The organism is Roseovarius albus, assembly GCF_900172335.1.
In the GTDB taxonomy this organism is placed as follows: Bacteria; Pseudomonadota; Alphaproteobacteria; order Rhodobacterales; family Rhodobacteraceae; genus Roseovarius; species Roseovarius albus.
The window spans coordinates 70648-87589 of record NZ_FWFX01000015.1 but is presented as its reverse complement, the minus strand read 5'-3'; the positions used below and the strand labels follow the sequence as shown (position 1 = coordinate 87589).

At 53.5% G+C, this 16942-nt stretch carries 23 protein-coding genes and 1 pseudogene; 14 read left to right on the top strand and 10 right to left on the bottom strand.

What is annotated here, in order from left to right; genetic code table 11:
- The first annotated feature begins 7 nt into the window (after positions 1 to 7).
- The 10 genes from rpsQ (at position 8) to rpmD (ending at position 4072) form a co-directional block, all read left to right on the top strand.
- Positions 8 to 238 carry a 30S ribosomal protein S17 gene (gene rpsQ, locus ROA7450_RS18270; RefSeq protein WP_085807395.1) on the top strand — a complete coding sequence of 77 codons (231 nt, stop codon included), beginning with the start codon at positions 8 to 10 and terminating at the stop codon, positions 236 to 238.
- Positions 239 to 314: 76 nt separating this feature from the next.
- The gene (rplN, locus tag ROA7450_RS18265; RefSeq protein ID WP_085807394.1) at positions 315 to 683 is read left to right on the top strand and encodes a 50S ribosomal protein L14; all 369 of its coding nucleotides are present in this window, start codon (positions 315 to 317) and stop codon (positions 681 to 683) included.
- Position 684: 1 nt separating this feature from the next.
- Entirely contained in the window at positions 685 to 996 is a 312-nt protein-coding gene (rplX, locus tag ROA7450_RS18260; protein WP_085807393.1) for a 50S ribosomal protein L24, read from the top strand.
- Positions 989 to 1552 carry a 50S ribosomal protein L5 gene (gene rplE / locus ROA7450_RS18255; protein WP_085807392.1) on the top strand — a complete coding sequence of 188 codons (564 nt, stop codon included), beginning with the start codon at positions 989 to 991 and terminating at the stop codon, positions 1550 to 1552. The genes rplX and rplE overlap by 8 nt, the downstream gene beginning before the upstream one ends.
- A gap of 21 nt (positions 1553 to 1573) precedes the next feature.
- Entirely contained in the window at positions 1574 to 1879 is a 306-nt protein-coding gene (rpsN, locus tag ROA7450_RS18250) for a 30S ribosomal protein S14 (protein WP_085807391.1), read from the top strand.
- A gap of 13 nt (positions 1880 to 1892) precedes the next feature.
- The gene (rpsH, locus tag ROA7450_RS18245) at positions 1893 to 2285 is read left to right on the top strand and encodes a 30S ribosomal protein S8 (RefSeq protein WP_085807390.1); all 393 of its coding nucleotides are present in this window, start codon (positions 1893 to 1895) and stop codon (positions 2283 to 2285) included.
- Positions 2286 to 2298: 13 nt separating this feature from the next.
- Positions 2299 to 2832 carry a 50S ribosomal protein L6 gene (gene rplF / locus ROA7450_RS18240; protein ID WP_085807389.1) on the top strand — a complete coding sequence of 178 codons (534 nt, stop codon included), beginning with the start codon at positions 2299 to 2301 and terminating at the stop codon, positions 2830 to 2832.
- Between the two features lie 12 nt (positions 2833 to 2844).
- Entirely contained in the window at positions 2845 to 3204 is a 360-nt protein-coding gene (rplR, locus tag ROA7450_RS18235; protein ID WP_085807388.1) for a 50S ribosomal protein L18, read from the top strand.
- Between the two features lie 103 nt (positions 3205 to 3307).
- On the top strand, positions 3308 to 3871 hold the full coding sequence (gene rpsE, locus ROA7450_RS18230) for a 30S ribosomal protein S5 (protein WP_085807387.1): 564 nt from the start codon (positions 3308 to 3310) through the stop codon (positions 3869 to 3871).
- 12 nt (positions 3872 to 3883) lie between these two features.
- Positions 3884 to 4072, top strand: coding sequence for a 50S ribosomal protein L30 (gene rpmD / locus ROA7450_RS18225; protein ID WP_085807386.1), 189 nt, complete (start codon positions 3884 to 3886; stop codon positions 4070 to 4072).
- A gap of 67 nt (positions 4073 to 4139) precedes the next feature.
- Here rpmD and ROA7450_RS18220 read toward each other — a convergent pair whose 3' ends face one another.
- The 9 genes from ROA7450_RS18220 to ROA7450_RS18185 form a co-directional block, all read right to left on the bottom strand.
- The gene (locus ROA7450_RS18220; RefSeq protein WP_085807385.1) at positions 4140 to 4916 is read right to left on the bottom strand and encodes an outer membrane protein; all 777 of its coding nucleotides are present in this window, start codon (positions 4914 to 4916) and stop codon (positions 4140 to 4142) included.
- A 399-nt stretch (positions 4917 to 5315) separates the two neighbouring features.
- The gene (locus ROA7450_RS21455; protein WP_268808485.1) at positions 5316 to 5441 is read right to left on the bottom strand and encodes a hypothetical protein; all 126 of its coding nucleotides are present in this window, start codon (positions 5439 to 5441) and stop codon (positions 5316 to 5318) included.
- Positions 5442 to 5963: 522 nt separating this feature from the next.
- Positions 5964 to 7193, bottom strand: coding sequence for a tryptophan synthase subunit beta (gene trpB, locus ROA7450_RS18215; protein WP_085807384.1), 1230 nt, complete (start codon positions 7191 to 7193; stop codon positions 5964 to 5966).
- A gap of 342 nt (positions 7194 to 7535) precedes the next feature.
- Positions 7536 to 7985, bottom strand: coding sequence for a GNAT family N-acetyltransferase (locus tag ROA7450_RS18210; protein ID WP_085807383.1), 450 nt, complete (start codon positions 7983 to 7985; stop codon positions 7536 to 7538).
- On the bottom strand, positions 7982 to 8629 hold the full coding sequence (locus ROA7450_RS18205; protein WP_085807382.1) for a phosphoribosylanthranilate isomerase: 648 nt from the start codon (positions 8627 to 8629) through the stop codon (positions 7982 to 7984). The genes ROA7450_RS18210 and ROA7450_RS18205 overlap by 4 nt, the downstream gene beginning before the upstream one ends.
- A gap of 9 nt (positions 8630 to 8638) precedes the next feature.
- Complete coding sequence (locus ROA7450_RS18200) at positions 8639 to 8989, bottom strand: lipopolysaccharide assembly protein LapA domain-containing protein (protein WP_085807381.1); 351 nt, start codon at positions 8987 to 8989, stop codon at positions 8639 to 8641.
- 1 nt (position 8990) lies between these two features.
- A complete protein-coding gene (gene ihfB, locus ROA7450_RS18195) occupies positions 8991 to 9272 on the bottom strand; it encodes an integration host factor subunit beta (protein WP_085807380.1) in 282 nt (93 codons plus the stop codon).
- Positions 9273 to 9589: 317 nt separating this feature from the next.
- Positions 9590 to 11269, bottom strand: a complete 1680-nt coding sequence (rpsA, locus tag ROA7450_RS18190; protein ID WP_085807379.1) for a 30S ribosomal protein S1 — start codon at positions 11267 to 11269, stop codon at positions 9590 to 9592.
- Between the two features lie 394 nt (positions 11270 to 11663).
- The gene (locus ROA7450_RS18185) at positions 11664 to 12659 is read right to left on the bottom strand and encodes an isopenicillin N synthase family dioxygenase (protein WP_085807378.1); all 996 of its coding nucleotides are present in this window, start codon (positions 12657 to 12659) and stop codon (positions 11664 to 11666) included.
- Between the two features lie 155 nt (positions 12660 to 12814).
- On the opposite strand from ROA7450_RS18185, the gene ROA7450_RS18180 reads away from it, so the two are divergent.
- From ROA7450_RS18180 to ROA7450_RS18165, 4 genes and pseudogenes are all read left to right on the top strand, one after another.
- Positions 12815 to 13708 carry a LysR substrate-binding domain-containing protein gene (locus ROA7450_RS18180; protein ID WP_085807377.1) on the top strand — a complete coding sequence of 298 codons (894 nt, stop codon included), beginning with the start codon at positions 12815 to 12817 and terminating at the stop codon, positions 13706 to 13708.
- A gap of 130 nt (positions 13709 to 13838) precedes the next feature.
- Positions 13839 to 14225, top strand: a pseudogene (locus ROA7450_RS18175) (YHS domain-containing (seleno)protein); the annotation flags it as partial.
- Positions 14226 to 14460: 235 nt separating this feature from the next.
- Entirely contained in the window at positions 14461 to 15684 is a 1224-nt protein-coding gene (locus ROA7450_RS18170) for a RidA family protein (protein ID WP_085807375.1), read from the top strand.
- Positions 15685 to 15707: 23 nt separating this feature from the next.
- Entirely contained in the window at positions 15708 to 16343 is a 636-nt protein-coding gene (locus ROA7450_RS18165) for a tetratricopeptide repeat protein (protein WP_159454098.1), read from the top strand.
- A 37-nt stretch (positions 16344 to 16380) separates the two neighbouring features.
- Here the strand turns inward: ROA7450_RS18165 and ROA7450_RS18160 are convergent, their stop codons facing one another.
- On the bottom strand, positions 16381 to 16698 hold the full coding sequence (locus tag ROA7450_RS18160) for a bactofilin family protein (protein ID WP_085807373.1): 318 nt from the start codon (positions 16696 to 16698) through the stop codon (positions 16381 to 16383).
- Positions 16699 to 16942 lie beyond the last annotated feature (244 nt).

Genomic DNA, 16942 nt, shown 5'->3' with positions numbered 1-16942 from the left:
CTGACAGATGCCCAAGCGAATTCTATCCGGCACCGTGACAAGCGACGCCAACGAACAAACTGTAACCGTTTCTGTTGAACGCCGTTTCAAGCACCCTGTGATGCAGAAAACCATCCGTAAGTCCAAGAAATACCGGGCTCACGATGAAAAGAACGCTTTCAAAGTAGGCGATGCAGTTCGCATCATCGAATGTGCGCCTAAATCGAAAACGAAACGCTGGGAGGTTCTGGAGGCGTAAGCCAAAAGGCCAAACAGTATGAGCGAAACCCTGGGGGATCTAACGAGAACAGCCCCCACAGGTCGGGAGAAACCATATGATCCAGATGCAGACCAATCTGGATGTCGCTGACAACTCCGGCGCACGCCGAGTTCAGTGCATCAAGGTCCTGGGTGGTTCTAAACGGAAATACGCGTCGGTTGGTGATATCATCGTCGTTTCCGTGAAAGAAGCCATTCCACGTGGCCGCGTAAAGAAAGGCGACGTCCGCAAGGCCGTTGTTGTTCGGACCGCAAAAGAAATCCGTCGCGCTGACGGTACAGCAATCAGCTTTGACCGTAACGCCGCCGTTATCTTGAATACCGCAGGCGAGCCGGTTGGTACACGGATCTTCGGACCCGTTGTTCGTGAGCTGCGTGCCAAGAACTTCATGAAGATCGTCTCACTCGCCCCGGAGGTGCTGTAAGATGGCTGCTAAGTTGAAAACCGGTGACAAGGTTGTTGTCATTGCTGGCAAAGACAAGGGTAAAGAGGGCATGATCTCCTCGGTTGACCCAAAAGCTGGCAAAGCTGTTGTGGAAGGCGTCAACATGGCTGTCCGCCACACACGCCAAAGCCAGACAAGCCAAGGTGGCCGCCTGCCAAAGGCCGTGCCGATCGAACTGTCGAACCTGGCGTTCCTGGACAAAAACGGCAAACCCTCTCGCGTTGGCTTCAAAATGGAAGGCGACAAGAAGGTACGTTTTGCTAAGACTACAGGAGATGTGATCGATGCTTGATACTGCAAACTACACTCCGCGTCTGAAGACACAGTACAAGGAAAGCATTCGTGCCGCTCTGAAAGAAGAGTTCGGCTACAAAAACGACATGCAGATCCCTCGTCTGGACAAAATCGTACTGAACATCGGCTGTGGTGCCGAAGCGGTGAAAGACTCCAAAAAAGCCAAATCGGCTCAGGAAGATCTGTCTCTGATCGCTGGTCAAAACGCTCTGATCACTCGTGCAAAGAACTCGATCGCGGGCTTCCGTGTTCGTGAAGACATGCCAATGGGTGCCAAAGTTACTCTGCGCGGCGACCGTATGTACGAATTCCTGGATCGTCTGACCACGATTGCGATGCCTCGTATCCGCGACTTCCGCGGCGTATCAGGCAAATCTTTTGACGGCCGCGGCAACTATGCCATGGGCCTGAAAGAGCACATCGTATTCCCTGAAATCAACTTCGACAAAGTCGACGAAGTTTGGGGTATGGACATCGTTATCGCAACCACGGCTCAAACCGATGCCGAAGCAAAGGCGCTGTTGAAGCATTTCAACATGCCTTTCAACAGCTGACGCCGCGGGAGGATTTGAATAATGGCTAAGAAAGCAATGATCGAACGCGAGCTCAAGCGCCAGAAATTGGTAGCAAAATATGCTACTAAGCGCGCTGCTCTTAAAGAGATCATCAGTGATGAAAGCAAGCCGATGGAAGAGCGTTTTCGCGCTTCTCTGAAGCTGGCCGAACTGCCACGCAACAGCTCTGCAACTCGTTTGCACAACCGTTGCCAGCTGACAGGTCGTCCGCACGCTTATTATCGTAAGCTCAAAATCAGCCGGATCGCGCTTCGCGAACTCGGTTCTGCCGGTCAGTTGCCCGGCGTTGTGAAATCAAGCTGGTAAGGGAGTACAGACTATGAACGATCCTATCGGCGATATGCTCACCCGTATCCGCAACGCGGGTATGCGTGGCAAGTCCACCGTAATGGTACCAGCTTCGAAAATGCGCGTGCGCGTTCTCGACGTGCTGGCAGGCGAAGGCTACATCCGTGGTTACGAAGACACCACTGGTGCCAATGGTCATCCGGCCATTGAAGTCAGCTTGAAATACTTCGAAGGCGCTCCAGCCATTCGCGAAATGAAGCGGGTTTCAAAGCCTGGTCGTCGCGTTTACATGAGCGTTAAGGACATCCCATCGGTCCGTCAGGGCCTGGGCGTGTCGATTGTCTCCACCTCTCAGGGTGTGATGTCGGATGCATCAGCGCGCGCAGCCAATATTGGTGGCGAAGTGCTCTGCACCGTATTCTAAGGGAGTTTCAGATATGTCTCGTATCGGTAAACAACCTGTCGCTCTGCCAGATGGCGTAACAGCCTCTGTCAGCGGTCAGACAATCGAAGTCAAAGGTCCGAAAGCAACCAAATCCTTTACTGCAACTGACGATGTTACACTCGAAGTTCAGGACGGGGTGGTTGTGGTCACACCGCGCGGCAAATCAAAGCGCGCTCGCCAGCAATGGGGTATGACCCGCACAATCGTGGCCAACCTGGTTCACGGTGCGAAGGACGTGTTCAAGAAAGAGCTTGAGATCCGCGGTGTTGGTTACCGGGCACAGATGCAGGGCAACACCCTGAAGCTGAACCTGGGTTACTCGCATGACGTAGATTTCGACGTTCCGGAAGGTGTAACTGTTACTGCGCCCAAGCCTACCGAACTGGTAGTCGAAGGCACAGATAAGCAGCTCGTTGGACAAGTCGCGGCAAACATCCGCGATTGGCGCCGCCCAGAGCCTTATAAAGGCAAGGGCATCCGCTACAAAGGCGAGTACATCTTCCAGAAGGAAGGCAAGAAGAAGTAAGGACGCGTTAAAATGGCAAACAGCAAAAGAACACTGTTCATCAAACGCCGCATGCGCGTTCGGAACAAACTTCGCAAGGTTAATGCTGGGCGTGCGCGCCTTAGCGTTCACCGTTCGAACAAAAACATCAGCGTTCAGCTGATTGATGACGTCAATGGCGTGACACTGGCAGCAGCTTCCACTCTTGAAAAAGATCTGGGCGTTGTTGGTCAGAACAATATCGCAGCAGCCACCAAAGTGGGTGAAGCGATTGCGGAACGCGCCAAGAAAGCAGGCGTGACCGAAGCTTACTTCGATCGCGGCGGCTTCCTGTTTCACGGTAAGGTCAAGGCAGTTGCCGACGCCGCACGTGAAGGCGGTCTGAAAATCTAAAAGCGTAGGTGGCCCGCTCAGGGCCACCTCGATGATCCGGGGGTTTTACTCACTGGGATCGACAAGAAATAGGCGCTGAGCGCCGGATTGAAAGGATGCCACAATGGCAAGAGATGACAACCGTCGTGGAGGTCGCGATCGCGACGAAACTCCAGAATTCGCAGATCGCCTAGTCGCGATTAACCGCGTGTCGAAAACCGTAAAAGGTGGTAAGCGTTTTGGCTTTGCTGCTCTTGTGGTTGTTGGCGATCAAAAAGGCCGTGTAGGTTTTGGTAAGGGTAAAGCGAAAGAAGTACCTGAAGCGATCCGTAAGGCAACTGAGCAAGCCAAGCGTCAAATGATTCGCGTACCTCTGCGTGAGGGCCGTACTCTGCACCACGACATGGAAGGCCGTCACGGCGCAGGCAAAGTTGTTATGCGCACAGCGCCAACTGGTACTGGTATCATCGCCGGTGGTCCGATGCGTGCCGTGTTTGAGATGCTGGGCGTTCAAGACGTTGTTGCAAAATCGATCGGTTCACAAAACCCTTACAACATGATCCGTGCCACCATCGATGGCCTGCAGAAAGAAGCTAGCCCACGTATGGTTGCCCAGCGTCGTGGTAAGAAAGTTGCAGACATCCTGCAGCGCGATGCAAAACCAGCCGCTGAAAAAGCGGAAGCGTAAGGAGACCTCGATATGGCTAAAACAATCGTTGTCAAACAGATCGGTAGCCCGATCCGTCGCCCCGAAAAACAGCGTCAGACCCTGATCGGTCTGGGCCTCAACAAAATGCACAAAACCCGCGAGCTGGAAGATACACCGGCTGTGCGTGGCATGATCAACAAGATTCCGCATATGGTTGAGATCATCGAAGAGCGCGACTAAGCGATGGTGGGGTGATTTATCCCCCTGTTGAAATAGAAACCCCGGTCAAATTGGCCGGGGTTTTTCTTTACCATGTAAAGCTCGCGCCCAGATAAGGGCCATGTTGGTCAACGTCATAAGCGAAGCGACCGCCTGAGCGAGTGGTTGCGAAATCGATACCATACCACTGATATCCAAATCTGAGTGAAACATTCTCCCACGCCTGCCAGTCAAAGCCGGTCAGTACAGTATATTGCAGATCGTTGCCGTTAACGCCAAATCCACTAAGCTCAACACGTGCGCCAGCGGTCCAATCCTCTGAGAGCTCATAAGCCGCGCGAAGGCCGATCGCGGGTTCAAACCAGGTTTCGGTCCCACCCAGAGAGGTGGCCCTTGCAGGGCCGGTGATGTTGATGTCCTGGGTGATGCTGTTCCAGCGTACGCCGCCTGAAACATCCCAAGAATAAGGCCCTCGGGATGTCCGCCCTTCGTGAAACCGGTAGGCGCCCATTAGGCTGATATAGGCCTGCTTCACTGGGACATTCAGGTTCACCTCGGCAGGGCCGGGTAATGTGACGTCTTCTTCTATATAGACATAATAGCCTTCTGTGATGATCCCAAACTGACCGCGCCAAGCCTCAAACCGCGCCGAAAGAGCACCTTGAAGAAGGTCCAGTATATCTCCTAGATCGAGATCAATCGATGCACTGGAACCATCAACGGTCGAAGTTCCTTCTGTGCTGGTGGGCAAAAATAGATATGGGGTTAATGTGAAATGCCATTCATTTGGATCAGCCCCAGCCGATGCAAGCGGATTTGCCGCTGTTCTCTGGGCATTGAAGCCGCCTGCAATAATAGCTGACATTACTAGAATAGCAGATGACTTGAGAACTTTTGCTAAAAACATATTGAATTGCCCCTATGCCAAAATTTAAGTTGCACGCGAAACGAATAAATACATTTAACACGCTAAACTTAGCTTAACGCTTGCAATTCGGCAAACTGAAGCATTCCAATGCTATCGCGGGCGTTTTAGTCAGCGAGATCGCAACGAATTCCGCGATTTTAAGAAAGCTTTATTGACCCAAGGCCACGCGCAGTCGGGTGGATAATACGTTAGAGGTGCGAGCGAGTTATACTCTAACCCGATCAGAGGGGCGCCAACGCGAACAAGCTGCTGCTCATCCGAGCCTGGCAGAAGATCGGCGCCGTCCAAAAACTGGTTGATGGTGAAGGGTGAAAGATCCGAAAGGGTTTCCCAGATTTACAGATCTTCTGCGGCGTCTTGCAGGGCCGTTGCTGGTATTGGGATGCCTGCGGTCTGAATGATTGAACTGTTCTCGGCGGCGTCAAACAAAACAATCACATTGCCGTCAGGTTGAACCAGCAATGACGAATTTTGAGGCGAGTGAACACTCTGACTAGGCAACCGTATTGATGTCAATGGTGTCGACCACCTAGGCAAACAGATAAGGTGTATCCCTTAGCGCCGTCGTCAATTGCGCGCAGCTGGTTAGATGCGTACAACGTAAGATTGGAACTCAAGCACCATCGGCCACGTCGTTTCTCCGAAAAAGCGCTTCTGAAAGTTAATTTCATTTTAGTCATATTGGAAGCAGGCGACCAAGCCGAAACTGGCAACCTCAGTAAGTCGAGGCAGGAAAACGTGACTTAGAATTCTTGAATTGCACAGCATTGTATAAACTTTTTTCGGTGCCAGCGGATCAACGTACAAAAAGGGATTCAAGTGGATTTGTAGAGCGAAAAAAGCCAGTCATTCACGCTCCAAACTTGAGATCAAAGGGGTGCCAATGATTCTTATGCTTCTGCCCCATTGGTTCAAAATAAAAACCCTCAGCAAGAAACGTTTGATAACTTGCTGAGGGTGTCAATTTGATTAGGCCGGGTTGATCTAGTCGGATTCGGCCATATCGAAGCCCAGATGCCGGGCGACAGCAAAGATGTCCTTGTCGCCACGTCCACACATATTCATGCAGATGATGTGATCCTTTGGCAGGTCCGGTGCGATTTTCATCACGTGGGCCAGCGCATGGCTCGGCTCCAACGCGGGAATAATGCCTTCGGTCGAACAGCACAATTGGAACGCTTCCAACGCTTCCTTGTCCGTGATCGCGACATATTCGGCGCGACCCACTTCATGCAGCCAGGAATGCTCGGGCCCGATGCCAGGATAGTCCAGACCGGCCGAGATGGAATAACCTTCTAGAATCTGGCCATCGTCATCTTGCAGCAGATAAGTGCGGTTGCCATGCAGCACGCCGGGGCGACCGCCGGTTAGCGAGGCGCAGTGCTCCATCTTATTGGTCACGCCCTTGCCACCAGCCTCGACGCCGATGATCCGAACCTCTTTGTCATCCAGAAACGGGAAGAACAGACCCATGGCGTTCGACCCGCCGCCGATGGCAGCAATGATCGTGTCGGGCAGGCGACCTTCGGCCTCTTGCATCTGGGCTTTGGCTTCCTTGCCAATGATGGTCTGGAAGTCGCGGACCATCGCGGGGTAGGGGTGCGGACCAGCGACTGTACCGATGCAGTAAAATGTATCACGCACGTTGGTCACCCAATCACGCAGCGCATCGTTCATCGCGTCCTTGAGCGTGCCACGACCAGAGGTCACCGGCACGACCTCGGCCCCCAGCAAACGCATGCGGAACACGTTTGGTTTTTGCCGCTCAACGTCATGTGCGCCCATGTAGACCACGCACTTCAACCCAAACTTAGCACAAACGGTTGCCGTCGCTACGCCGTGTTGCCCTGCACCGGTTTCGGCGATGATCCGGGTTTTGCCCATTCGACGCGCCAGCAAGATCTGGCCCAGCACATTGTTGATCTTATGCGCGCCGGTGTGGTTCAGCTCATCGCGCTTCATGTACACTTTGGCGCCGCCAAGGTGCTCCGTCAGCCCTTCAGCAAAGTAGAGCGGGCTGGGGCGACCAACATAATGCGTCCACAAATGATTCATCTCGTCCCAGAAGCTCTGGTCGGTTTTGGCCTTTTCATACTGCGCTTCCAGCTCAAGGATCAGCGGCATCAAGGTTTCAGAGACGAAACGCCCCCCAAAATCGCCAAAGCGGCCCTTTTCATCGGGGCCGGTCATGAACGAGTTGAATAGATCATTCATAGTATATATTTCCCATCTTGGTCTTGGGTTGAATATGGGACGCTGACAGAATTTTCCAGCGAAAAGCGGATGGATTGACCTGCGCTACATAGGCATGCAGCCAACGACCAGCGTCGATGAATAAAAACTGGGGACATATGCGCGTATTTGCCATGTCTTAATCTTAGGCACCGTTTGTGGGCTTCCGGACATTCCTATTTAACATAGTGTATTTTGATTAGCCGGCACATTGATTCCTCAAGAGATTGCGAGCCGTACACATTGACTAGCTCATCGGCCGAGTTTGATGTCTGTTACCTCTGCCTCTGCCCAGTATAGAGAAGCTTGGGGCAGTCGAGGAAATCAGGAGAGATATTTTTTAAATCCGAAGTGTGAAGGGGTAAAACCAGCTTGTTCGTAAAAATCCAATGCCCGTTCCCGCGTCCGGTTCGATGTGAGCTGCAACAAGCGACACCCTGCGGCCCGTGCCCGGCGCTCAGCATCAGCGACCACCTCAGCCCCGACCCCTTGACCTCGGTAAGGCGCGGCCACTCGGACGCTTTCGATTTGGGCGCGTCTTGCGGCACTGAGCGATAGCCCCGAAATCAGCGTCAATTGATAAGTCGCGATCGGGTGATCTTTGTCATCCACGCCGACAAGAATCCGATTGCCGCCCTCGGATAAAACGGCATCAAAAGCCGCATAGTAGGACGTCAGATCTTCCAGCTCGCGCGTGCTGCCCAATTCATCATCCGCGAGCATCGCAACAATCGCCGGAACATCATCGCGGCGGGCAGGGCGAAACACGATCATGCCAGTGCCGCCGCGATAAAGTCCTGAATCAGCTTGATGTCTTTCACGCCCGGCGCACTCTCTACACCTGAGGAGATATCAACCTGCCGCGCGCCTGTCCGTTGAACAGCTTCAGCAACATTTACTGCAGACAATCCGCCCGCGAGCATCCATGGTCGTTGCCAGTATTTGCGTCCAGCGAGCAATGTCCAGTCAAACGCCAACCCATTACCACCCGGCAGTACGGCCTGTTTGGGCGGCTTGGCGTCGATCAGTAGCTGGTCAGCGACGGCTTCATAAGCCTCGATCTGGGGCAGGTCGCCTTTATCTGCAATGCCAATGGCTTTCATGACGGGGAGGCCGTAACGGGCTTTGACCGCCAACACGCGTTCGGGTGTCTCGGCTCCGTGCAGCTGCAACATGTCCAATGGCACAGTATCTGCCAATTGATCCAGAAAGACGTCGTTGGCATTCACGGTCAACGCCACCTTGGCCACGCCATTTGGCACATCAAGCGCCAATTCTCGCGCAGTCGCTAAGTCGATATTGCGGGGCGATTTCGGAAAAAACACAAATCCGACATAGGCCGCCCCAGACTCGGCTGCGGCAGCAACGGTTTCGGGCGTGCTTAACCCGCAGATTTTGATACGTATATCAGACGGCATAGCCGGGTCTTAGCTGGCCTTGTCCAAAATAGCCAGCACCTCGTCCTGACTTTCGGGCTGCGCCCCCTTCAGGCGTTTGACCTCAGCGCGCAGACTTTCCACTTCGCGAATCTGGCGCGCGTCCTCACGGTGCTTCTTTGCCTCGATAAAGTATTCCCAGACAAACCCGATGATCAAACCCACCAGAATACTCCCCAAGATCACCAGAAACAGTGGGAGCTGGAAACTTGGCGTCAAGACCGCGAAGCGGTCAAGCTCGTCAGGGATGATCTTCAAAGTGACCATTGACCGGTTGGCCATGGCGACAAGAATAAGAGCCACCGCAAAGATGGCGATCGAGGCGTAGCGAATATAGCGCATGTTATTTTCCGTTCAGCCGATCACGAAGCAGTTTGCCTGTCTTGAAGAAGGGCACGTGCTTTTCTTCAACCTCAACCGATTCACCCGTGCGTGGATTGCGCCCGGTGCGAGCATCCCGTTTCTTGACTGAAAAGGCGCCAAAGCCCCTCAACTCAACCCGGTTGCCCTGGGCCATCGCGCTGGTGATCTCGTTGAAAACGGTGTTCACGATACGCTCAACATCCCGCTGATAGAGATGTGGATTTTCCTCGGCTATCTTCTCAATCAATTCCGATCGGATCATCAGTTCCTCCCCAGGCGATTGTTATCTAGTCACGTACTATCATTGCAGAAACTATAGATAGAAAAAGAAAAAATCTAAACACTCACCTTCGTAAGTTACGCATGAAATTGGGCTTTTCCTAGGGTTCAACACCAAAAATCACTAATTTTTTCAGCGCCATCTCGGCGGGATGCCCTCCGATTTCACATTTGCTTCGCCCAAGGGGCGGAAACGATTCGGGTTCAATCTTACATTTTCAAGCTGGCAGCCCGGTATGTCATAAACATAAAACGGCCCCGCAAATACGAGGCCGTTTAAATACCGAAAAGCGGTTGATATTATTCGTCGCCTTTGAGCGCGGCACCCAGGATATCCCCCAGAGATGCACCCGAGTCGGACGAACCATACTGCTGTACAGCTTCTTTTTCTTCCGCGATTTCGCGTGCTTTGATCGACAGACCCAGACGGCGGGTTTTGCTGTCAACGTTGGTCACGCGCACGTCGATTTTGTCACCGACGTTGAAACGCTCTGGGCGCTGCTCGGCACGGTCACGCGACAGGTCGGAACGACGGATGAAGGATTTCATGCCTTCGTACTCAACCTCAACGCCACCGTCTTCGATTGCAGTCACTTCAACAGTGATGATCGAACCACGCTTCACGCCGCCAACGGCTTCGGCGAACTTGTCACCACCCAGGGCTTTGATCGACAGAGAGATACGCTCTTTCTCGACGTCAACTTCGGAGACAACGGCCGAAACCATGTCGCCTTTTTTGTAGCCTTGGATCGCGTCTTCGCCGCGCTCGTCCCACGAGATGTCGGACAGGTGAACCATGCCGTCGATTTCGCCTTCGAGTCCGATGAACAGACCGAATTCGGTGATGTTTTTGACTTCACCTTCAACTTCGGCACCTTCTGGGTGGTTTTCAGCGAACACTTCCCATGGGTTACGCATGCACTGCTTGAGGCCCAAAGAAACGCGACGTTTGGCGCCATCGATTTCCAGAACCATGACTTCGACTTCTTGGCTGGTCGATACGATTTTGCCAGGATGTACGTTTTTCTTGGTCCAGGACATTTCGGACACGTGAACCAGACCTTCAACACCGGCTTCCAGCTCAACAAATGCACCGTAGTCGGTGATGTTGGTGACGCGGCCCATGTGCACTGATTCCAGAGCATACTTAGCAGCAACCAGATCCCATGGATCGTCTTGCAGCTGCTTCATGCCCAAGCTGATGCGGTGGGTTTCTTTGTTGATCTTGATGACCTGAACGTTGACGGTTTCACCGATTGTCAGGATCTCGGATGGGTGGTTCACACGGCGCCATGCCATGTCAGTGACGTGCAACAGGCCGTCAACGCCGCCCAGATCAACGAATGCACCGTATTCGGTGATGTTCTTGACAACGCCTTCCACAGCCTGGCCTTCGGTTAGGTTGCCGATAACTTCGGCGCGCTGCTCGGCACGGCTTTCTTCCAGAATGGCGCGACGTGAGACAACGATGTTGCCACGACGACGGTCCATTTTCAGGATTTGGAACGGCTGCTTCAGACCCATCAGAGGGCCGGCGTCGCGTACCGGACGAACGTCAACCTGTGAACCGGGCAAGAATGCCACTGCGCCACCCAGATCGACTGTAAAGCCACCTTTGACACGACCAAAGATCGCACCTTCGACGCGCTGGTCGTCGGCGTATGCTTTTTCCAGACGGTCCCAGGCTTCTTCGCGGCGGGCCATCTCGCGTGAAACAACCGCTTCACCGCGGGCGTTTTCAGCTGCGCGCAGGTAAACCTCAACTTCGTCGCCAACAGCGATTTCAGGGGCTTCACCAGGGTTCGCAAATTCCTTCAGATCAACGCGGCCTTCCATTTTGTAGCCGACGTCGATGATGGCTTGGCCCGCTTCGATTGCGATGACTTTACCTTTGACAACTGTACCCTCATCGGGTGTGTCCATTTCGAAGCTTTCGTTCAGAAGGGCTTCGAACTCCTCCATAGATACGTTATTAGCCATGTGGCGTCTGTTTCCTAACTAGTTTTGTTTCGGGCCGCGCGGTTGTCTCCGCCGGTCTTGGGGTTTCATTGGTCAGACGGAACACAAAACAAAGAGGGCCGGAGGCTCCGACCCTGCTCGATCTCTTTATTTCGCGGCGTTTCCCGCCTTGTCGACAGGGCTGCTCATAAAGGGTTCCGCCCTATGTTTCAAGCCGAAATATAAGGGCTTTGACGCCTGCAAGGAGATGTTAGTCCGGGCCGCAGGGCCGGACCACGGCCGACCCTCCTCATGGGAGGGTGTTTCCGTTACGTTATTTGCTGCACAAATGGCGGGCTTGAGTGGGCGTTTCGAAGGCATCAAATGCCCCTAACGTCCACCCAGTGTCGGGCGTGGCCCTTCGCGTAATATATCCCTACCGCGCCGCCAGATGCGGAAAGCTTTCCAGGAAACGGCCGAACTTGTGTTTGCCGCAGGTGACGGCTTCGTACTTCGCCGGATTTTCGGGTGTCACACAGCTTGGGAGAGGAGCGAAATCCGCATCGTAATCCGCGTCAATAAAGAACGGGATCGAATAGCGCTCGCGACCAGAGGTGTTCACCACCCGGTGCAGGTTCGCCAGATAGACATCATTGGTCAGGCGCTGCACCAGATCGCCGATGTTAATGACAAACATGCCCGGAATCGGCGGGCCTTGCACCCAATCGCCATCGCGGTTCATTACCTGCAACCCGCCGACATCATCCTGCGCCAGAATGGTCAAGTTGCCGTAGTCAGTATGCGCGCCAATGCCCATCACGCTTTCATCAATCTTGCCGGTCTGTGGCGGATAATGCAGCAAGCGCTGAATGCTGATCGGGTTCTGCATCTTAGGCTCAAAGAACCTCTCGTCCAGATCCAGCGACAGGGCGATCCCACGCAGTAAGCTACCTGACAGCTGTTTCATATCTTCATGATAGCCATAGATCGCCGCCCGAAACTCTGGCAGATCGGCGGGCCACTGGTTCGCACCAAAAAATGGCGTGGTGTCGCCGGGTGTCTCTGGCCCCAGATCAAAGCACTCTTTTAGGTCTTTGGTCTTGGTTGGGTCGGTGTTTTCCCCAAACATCTCAATATAGCCGCGCAGCGCTGTGCCCGATTTGCTGACGTGCAGCTTCATCTTCTCTTCCAAGGGCAGATCAAAAAACGCTTTGGTCTGGGTAAAAGCATTGTCGAGTTTTTCTGCCGCAACACCGTGGTTCTGTACATACATGAAACCTGCGTTGGCCAGCGCCCAGCGGATTTCCTTGGCGACTTTCATCTTGTCGCTGCCATCCAGCAGGGGGGCCACATCCACTACCGGGATGCTGTCAAAAGATTGGCGTGTGGCGCGCAAGGAATCGTCAAGTTGGGCAAGGGCGGATTGGGTCATATCACTCTCCAGTCAGTTGGGGCAGACATGCGTTCAAAACGGGTATCGGGCAACGTCAATAAAATTCGAATTGGCTTATTTAAAGTAATTCAAAACTTGATTGCGTGTCTTGTTGTGCGCTATGCAGAGCGCTAATTTTAAGGATCGAAGATACAATGGCTAACAAACACTATGGCTTACCTTCACTAAGTGCGTTGGCCAGTTTCGAAGCAGCAGCAAGGCACGTTGGGTTCAAGGCCGCAGCGACTGAACTAAATGTCACGCCCGCTGCCGTTAGCCACCAAATTAAATCTTTAGAACAAGAGCTTGGCCAAACACTCTTTCACCGACACCAACGCGGCGTCGAATTGACTGACACCGGCAAGACGTTGTTTCTTGCTGTGCAGAGGGGGTTGGGGGAGATGTCTGAGGCGGTGCAGCACATCCGCGAAAGCGCAGCTTTGAAAGGCGTCACAATCCGTGCCACAACGGCGGTTTCCTCGCTTTGGCTCACCCCAGCTTTGGCCAAGTTCTGGCGTGCCCATGGGCATGTGGTGGTCACCCAACAGGTCACCGATGCCCCCCAGCCCGCAGATGATTGTGACCTGATCGTGCGCTATGCTAATATGAGCCGCGATAGCGGGGCCTGCCAATCTTTGTTCAAGGACCATATCATCGCTTTAGCCAGCCCAAACTTTGCTGCGCAGCACGGGATCAAAGATCTATCCGATCTTGCCAATGTTCCACTGATTCAGCTCCACGCCGAAGACCAAACCTGGACCACATGGCCGCAATGGACGCAGGCTTTCGGTTATAACGGAGCTCTGGGCGAGGGGCTGCACGTCAACAATTACACAATTGCCCTGCAGGCCGCACAGGATGACATGGGGGTTGTGCTGGGATGGGAGCTGCTTACCCGTCCACTCATCGAGCGCGGCGTGCTGATGCAGGTCTTGCATCACCGCCTGGAAACGCCGCAGGATTTTTATGTCAAACTCCGCCGCAACGCCCCCGCCAATGCAAAACTGCTGCGAGATTGGCTGCTACAGCGGGCACGGAAAGCGCCATAAATACCCAAGGTTCTGAGGATTGAACGATCTGCAATTATATTGGAATTCTTGGATCTAATAATTCTCGTGACAGCATGTATTTCCTCTCTTACCGCACCGCGATCTGGTGCCAATATGAAAGGAAGACCCAATGAAGAACCTGATGATCACTGCCCTCATTGCCACATTGCCTCTGGTTGCCAGCCCGGCCTTTGCCGCTGATGAATTGAATGTCAGCAATGGCATCGCAGCTCCTGGTGCCCCATTGGCGGTGCATGGAGCAGACCCAGTTGCCCTGCTGGACGGTGGCAAGCTTTTGGATGGCTCTGCCGAACATGGTCTGGCTTATGAAGGTGCGTCCTACTATTTCGCCAGCGCCGAAAACAAAGCCGCATTTGAGGCCAATCCAGCCAAGTACCTGCCGCAACACGGTGGCTTTTGCTCCTACGGCGTGTCGGTCGGCAAGAAGTTCGACGGCGACCCAAGCGAGTTCGTGGTGCATGAGGGCAAGCTGTTCCTGTTCCTGAACGCGCAGACACGCGCGCTGTTCCTCAAGGACGTTGCCGGTGTCACTGACACGGCGGATGAGAACTGGGAACGCATCGAGAGCATCTCGGTTGCGGAACTGGCGGCCTCTTAAGCTGCTGAACAAGACGAAAAACAGGGCTGCGTTTGCGGTCCTGTTTTTCTTTCCGTGCCGCAAAATCTTTGATTGCATTGAAACATGTTCTGGCCACAGTGATCTTGACTAAGATCTGTGACGGAGTAGCAAAGTGGCCCATCAATACAGCTTTCCCGACGAACACTGGAACTGGCCGGTTAAATTGACCCATCACCACGCTGTGCGGGCCGGAAATCTGATCTTTACCGGCGGTCAGGTGGATCTGGATGCGCAGGGCACAGTGCGCAATCTTGGCAATCTGGACCAGCAATGTCGCAACTCCATGGCCTATATGTCAGACCTGCTCAACGATCTGGGGGCAGATTTCGCAGATCTGGTGCGTCTTGTGGTCTACTATGTCGGTGATGCGGATGACGAGGCACGCTTGTTTGATCTTCTTGCAGAGATCATCGGGCACGACACCATGCCAGTGATCAACATGATCATCCTACCTGAGCTGTGCTATCCCGGTATGCTGACCGAGATCGAAGGCGTGGCCATGCGCGCGCCAAGCGGGGAAAGGCTTCTGAAGCAGCATTTTCACCTGCCGGACATGCCCCACCTGCCAAACACCTTTTCTCATGTCCTGCGGTGCGGTGAAATGGTGTTCACCAGTGATTTGTCGGCCATGTCCCCGCAAGGCGCGGTAGCCACCCCAGATGATATCGTCGCTCAGACCACTTTGATGATGGACCGTTTGTGTGATGTGCTCGCGGCGGCAGGGGCAGGGATGTCTGATGTCGTTAAGGTTAACACTTTTTACCGCGGCGACGGCACCGCCGACGATTGGGCCAAATCCGCCACCATCCGCGCCGATCACTTCCCCGATCCCGGCCCAGCCCCAACTGGCATACCAGTGCCGTCTTTCCCGCATCAGGGCCTGATGGCCAAAATCGCCGCCACCGCCATTTGCGCGCAAGAGGGCGAGGAACCCCTGACAAAACGCTTTTCCTGGCCCGAGGGACATTGGGATTGGACTGTCAAATTGCCCTACAAACACGGCACCCTGTGCAACAATGTGATCCACGTCGGCGGGCAGGTATCATTGGACAGCACGGCCAATGTCATCCACCCGGACGACATGGTCGCCCAGACCCGCGTGGCAATGGACAATCTCAAACGCGTTCTGGCTGAATTCGGTGCAAAGCTGAATGACGTGGTCAAAGTCACAACCTTCTACCAAGGCTCTGCCTCGGCCGAGGCTTTACACGAAAATCTGCTGATCCGCTCGGGGTCCTACACTGACCCCGGACCTGCGACCACCGGCATTCCGGTTCCGGCGTTGGTGTACGAGAATATGGTGATCGAGATCGAAGCGATTGCGGTGCTGAATTGAGGTGTTTATCGCGTTGACAATTTGTGACATCGGAAAGTTACAAGTGCATTTTTACTGGAGAGATTATCAAGGTGGAAACTCAAGATAAATATGAGTTGGAAGAAGCTCAGAAATTGTTGGAAATGACTTGGCATTGCTCCAATGATGACCTCGTTGCCTCAATTGAAGAGTGGGCACGAGAGCTCTTGGAACGATTGTCGAACAAAGGCATGCTGATTGCTGGATACTTACTCCAAGGGCTTGATGATCAGAAGAACTCTCCGGAAATGACCAGCGAGGAGTTCGATCAGTGCTTTTTGCGCCGATTAAAGAAGGGTGCTGATGATGAAATCCCCGAAGCAATGTTCTATCTGGCCCATAGTTATTGGGAATCGCAGAATTACGAAGAGGCGGCTTCACTATACCAAAAAGCCGCGTCTAGTGGGCACGTGTATGCAAAATGGTGTTACGGGCTAGCGTTGATTGCGGGTAGAGGTGTCGAGAAAGATGAAGTTTCTGGCCTAAAACAGATTGAAGAATCTGCCGCGCAGAAGTTTGAAGGGGCGATTCAATTCATGGCAAACGCCTATGCTGGGGGTCTATATGGATACTCTCAAAATACGAGCGAGGCCGCAAAATGGCAGCGAATGCTCGGGTCAGAAGGCGTGATTCATTACTAATTTTATTTGACGGCTCAAACCATTTTATATGGAAGCTTTACGGTTTCCCCGTCACCTTAACTGTTCCGGCAATCTTGGCCCCGTTTTCGGTGGTCATCGTCTGGGCTGCAACCTTGGCATTCAAGTCCGAGGTTGAGGTCAGCGTTAGCTCATCACATTGCACGCTGCCTTTGTGTTTGCCTTCGATGGTGACAATCTTCGCAGACAGCTCCCCATCAATGGACCCTTTCAGGTGCAGCTTCACGGCATGGGCATTCACATTCCCGGTCACCCGGCCTTTGATATCCAGATCACCCTTGCTGGCATTAATATTGCCCTCAATGATCAGGTCTTCTTCGATAACGGAATCGGTCATTTGAACTCCCCCTTCCAAATGTCGTGATGATATCACTTCTGAAATGGTAGCTTGGACGAGATCAATGACCAGTGGCAACTGGGTAGGAACGCACCGGCGAATTTGCGCCAAAGCCCGCCCATATAGTCCAAAAATGGGTTGTTTTATCATAAATTGGGCGGGGTGGATCCTGCTTGGGGCCGATCACCAAGACGTTTAGTGCGTGTGAAGTCTGTATTCGGCACAATGGCGTCAACATCGAGCC

Bases quoted from the DNA above. Each gene is read 5' to 3' on its own strand.
- trpB (WP_085807384.1), bottom strand. From the start codon at position 7,193: ATGAATGATCTATTCAACTCGTTCATGACCGGCCCCGATGAAAAGGGC.
- ROA7450_RS18160 (WP_085807373.1), bottom strand. From the start codon at position 16,698: ATGACCGATTCCGTTATCGAAGAAGACCTGATCATTGAGGGCAATATT.
- rplE (WP_085807392.1), top strand. From the start codon at position 989: ATGCTTGATACTGCAAACTACACTCCGCGTCTGAAGACACAGTACAAG.
- rplR (WP_085807388.1), top strand. From the start codon at position 2,845: ATGGCAAACAGCAAAAGAACACTGTTCATCAAACGCCGCATGCGCGTT.
- ROA7450_RS18180 (WP_085807377.1), top strand. From the start codon at position 12,815: ATGGCTAACAAACACTATGGCTTACCTTCACTAAGTGCGTTGGCCAGT.
- rpsN (WP_085807391.1), top strand. From the start codon at position 1,574: ATGGCTAAGAAAGCAATGATCGAACGCGAGCTCAAGCGCCAGAAATTG.
- ihfB (WP_085807380.1), bottom strand. From the start codon at position 9,272: ATGATCCGATCGGAATTGATTGAGAAGATAGCCGAGGAAAATCCACAT.
- ROA7450_RS18185 (WP_085807378.1), bottom strand. From the start codon at position 12,659: ATGACCCAATCCGCCCTTGCCCAACTTGACGATTCCTTGCGCGCCACA.
- rpsA (WP_085807379.1), bottom strand. From the start codon at position 11,269: ATGGCTAATAACGTATCTATGGAGGAGTTCGAAGCCCTTCTGAACGAA.
- ROA7450_RS18220 (WP_085807385.1), bottom strand. From the start codon at position 4,916: ATGTCAGCTATTATTGCAGGCGGCTTCAATGCCCAGAGAACAGCGGCA.
- rplX (WP_085807393.1), top strand. From the start codon at position 685: ATGGCTGCTAAGTTGAAAACCGGTGACAAGGTTGTTGTCATTGCTGGC.
- ROA7450_RS18205 (WP_085807382.1), bottom strand. From the start codon at position 8,629: ATGCCGTCTGATATACGTATCAAAATCTGCGGGTTAAGCACGCCCGAA.
- rpsH (WP_085807390.1), top strand. From the start codon at position 1,893: ATGAACGATCCTATCGGCGATATGCTCACCCGTATCCGCAACGCGGGT.
- rpsQ (WP_085807395.1), top strand. From the start codon at position 8: ATGCCCAAGCGAATTCTATCCGGCACCGTGACAAGCGACGCCAACGAA.
- ROA7450_RS18210 (WP_085807383.1), bottom strand. From the start codon at position 7,985: ATGATCGTGTTTCGCCCTGCCCGCCGCGATGATGTTCCGGCGATTGTT.
- rpmD (WP_085807386.1), top strand. From the start codon at position 3,884: ATGGCTAAAACAATCGTTGTCAAACAGATCGGTAGCCCGATCCGTCGC.
- ROA7450_RS18200 (WP_085807381.1), bottom strand. From the start codon at position 8,989: ATGCGCTATATTCGCTACGCCTCGATCGCCATCTTTGCGGTGGCTCTT.
- rpsE (WP_085807387.1), top strand. From the start codon at position 3,308: ATGGCAAGAGATGACAACCGTCGTGGAGGTCGCGATCGCGACGAAACT.
- rplN (WP_085807394.1), top strand. From the start codon at position 315: ATGATCCAGATGCAGACCAATCTGGATGTCGCTGACAACTCCGGCGCA.
- rplF (WP_085807389.1), top strand. From the start codon at position 2,299: ATGTCTCGTATCGGTAAACAACCTGTCGCTCTGCCAGATGGCGTAACA.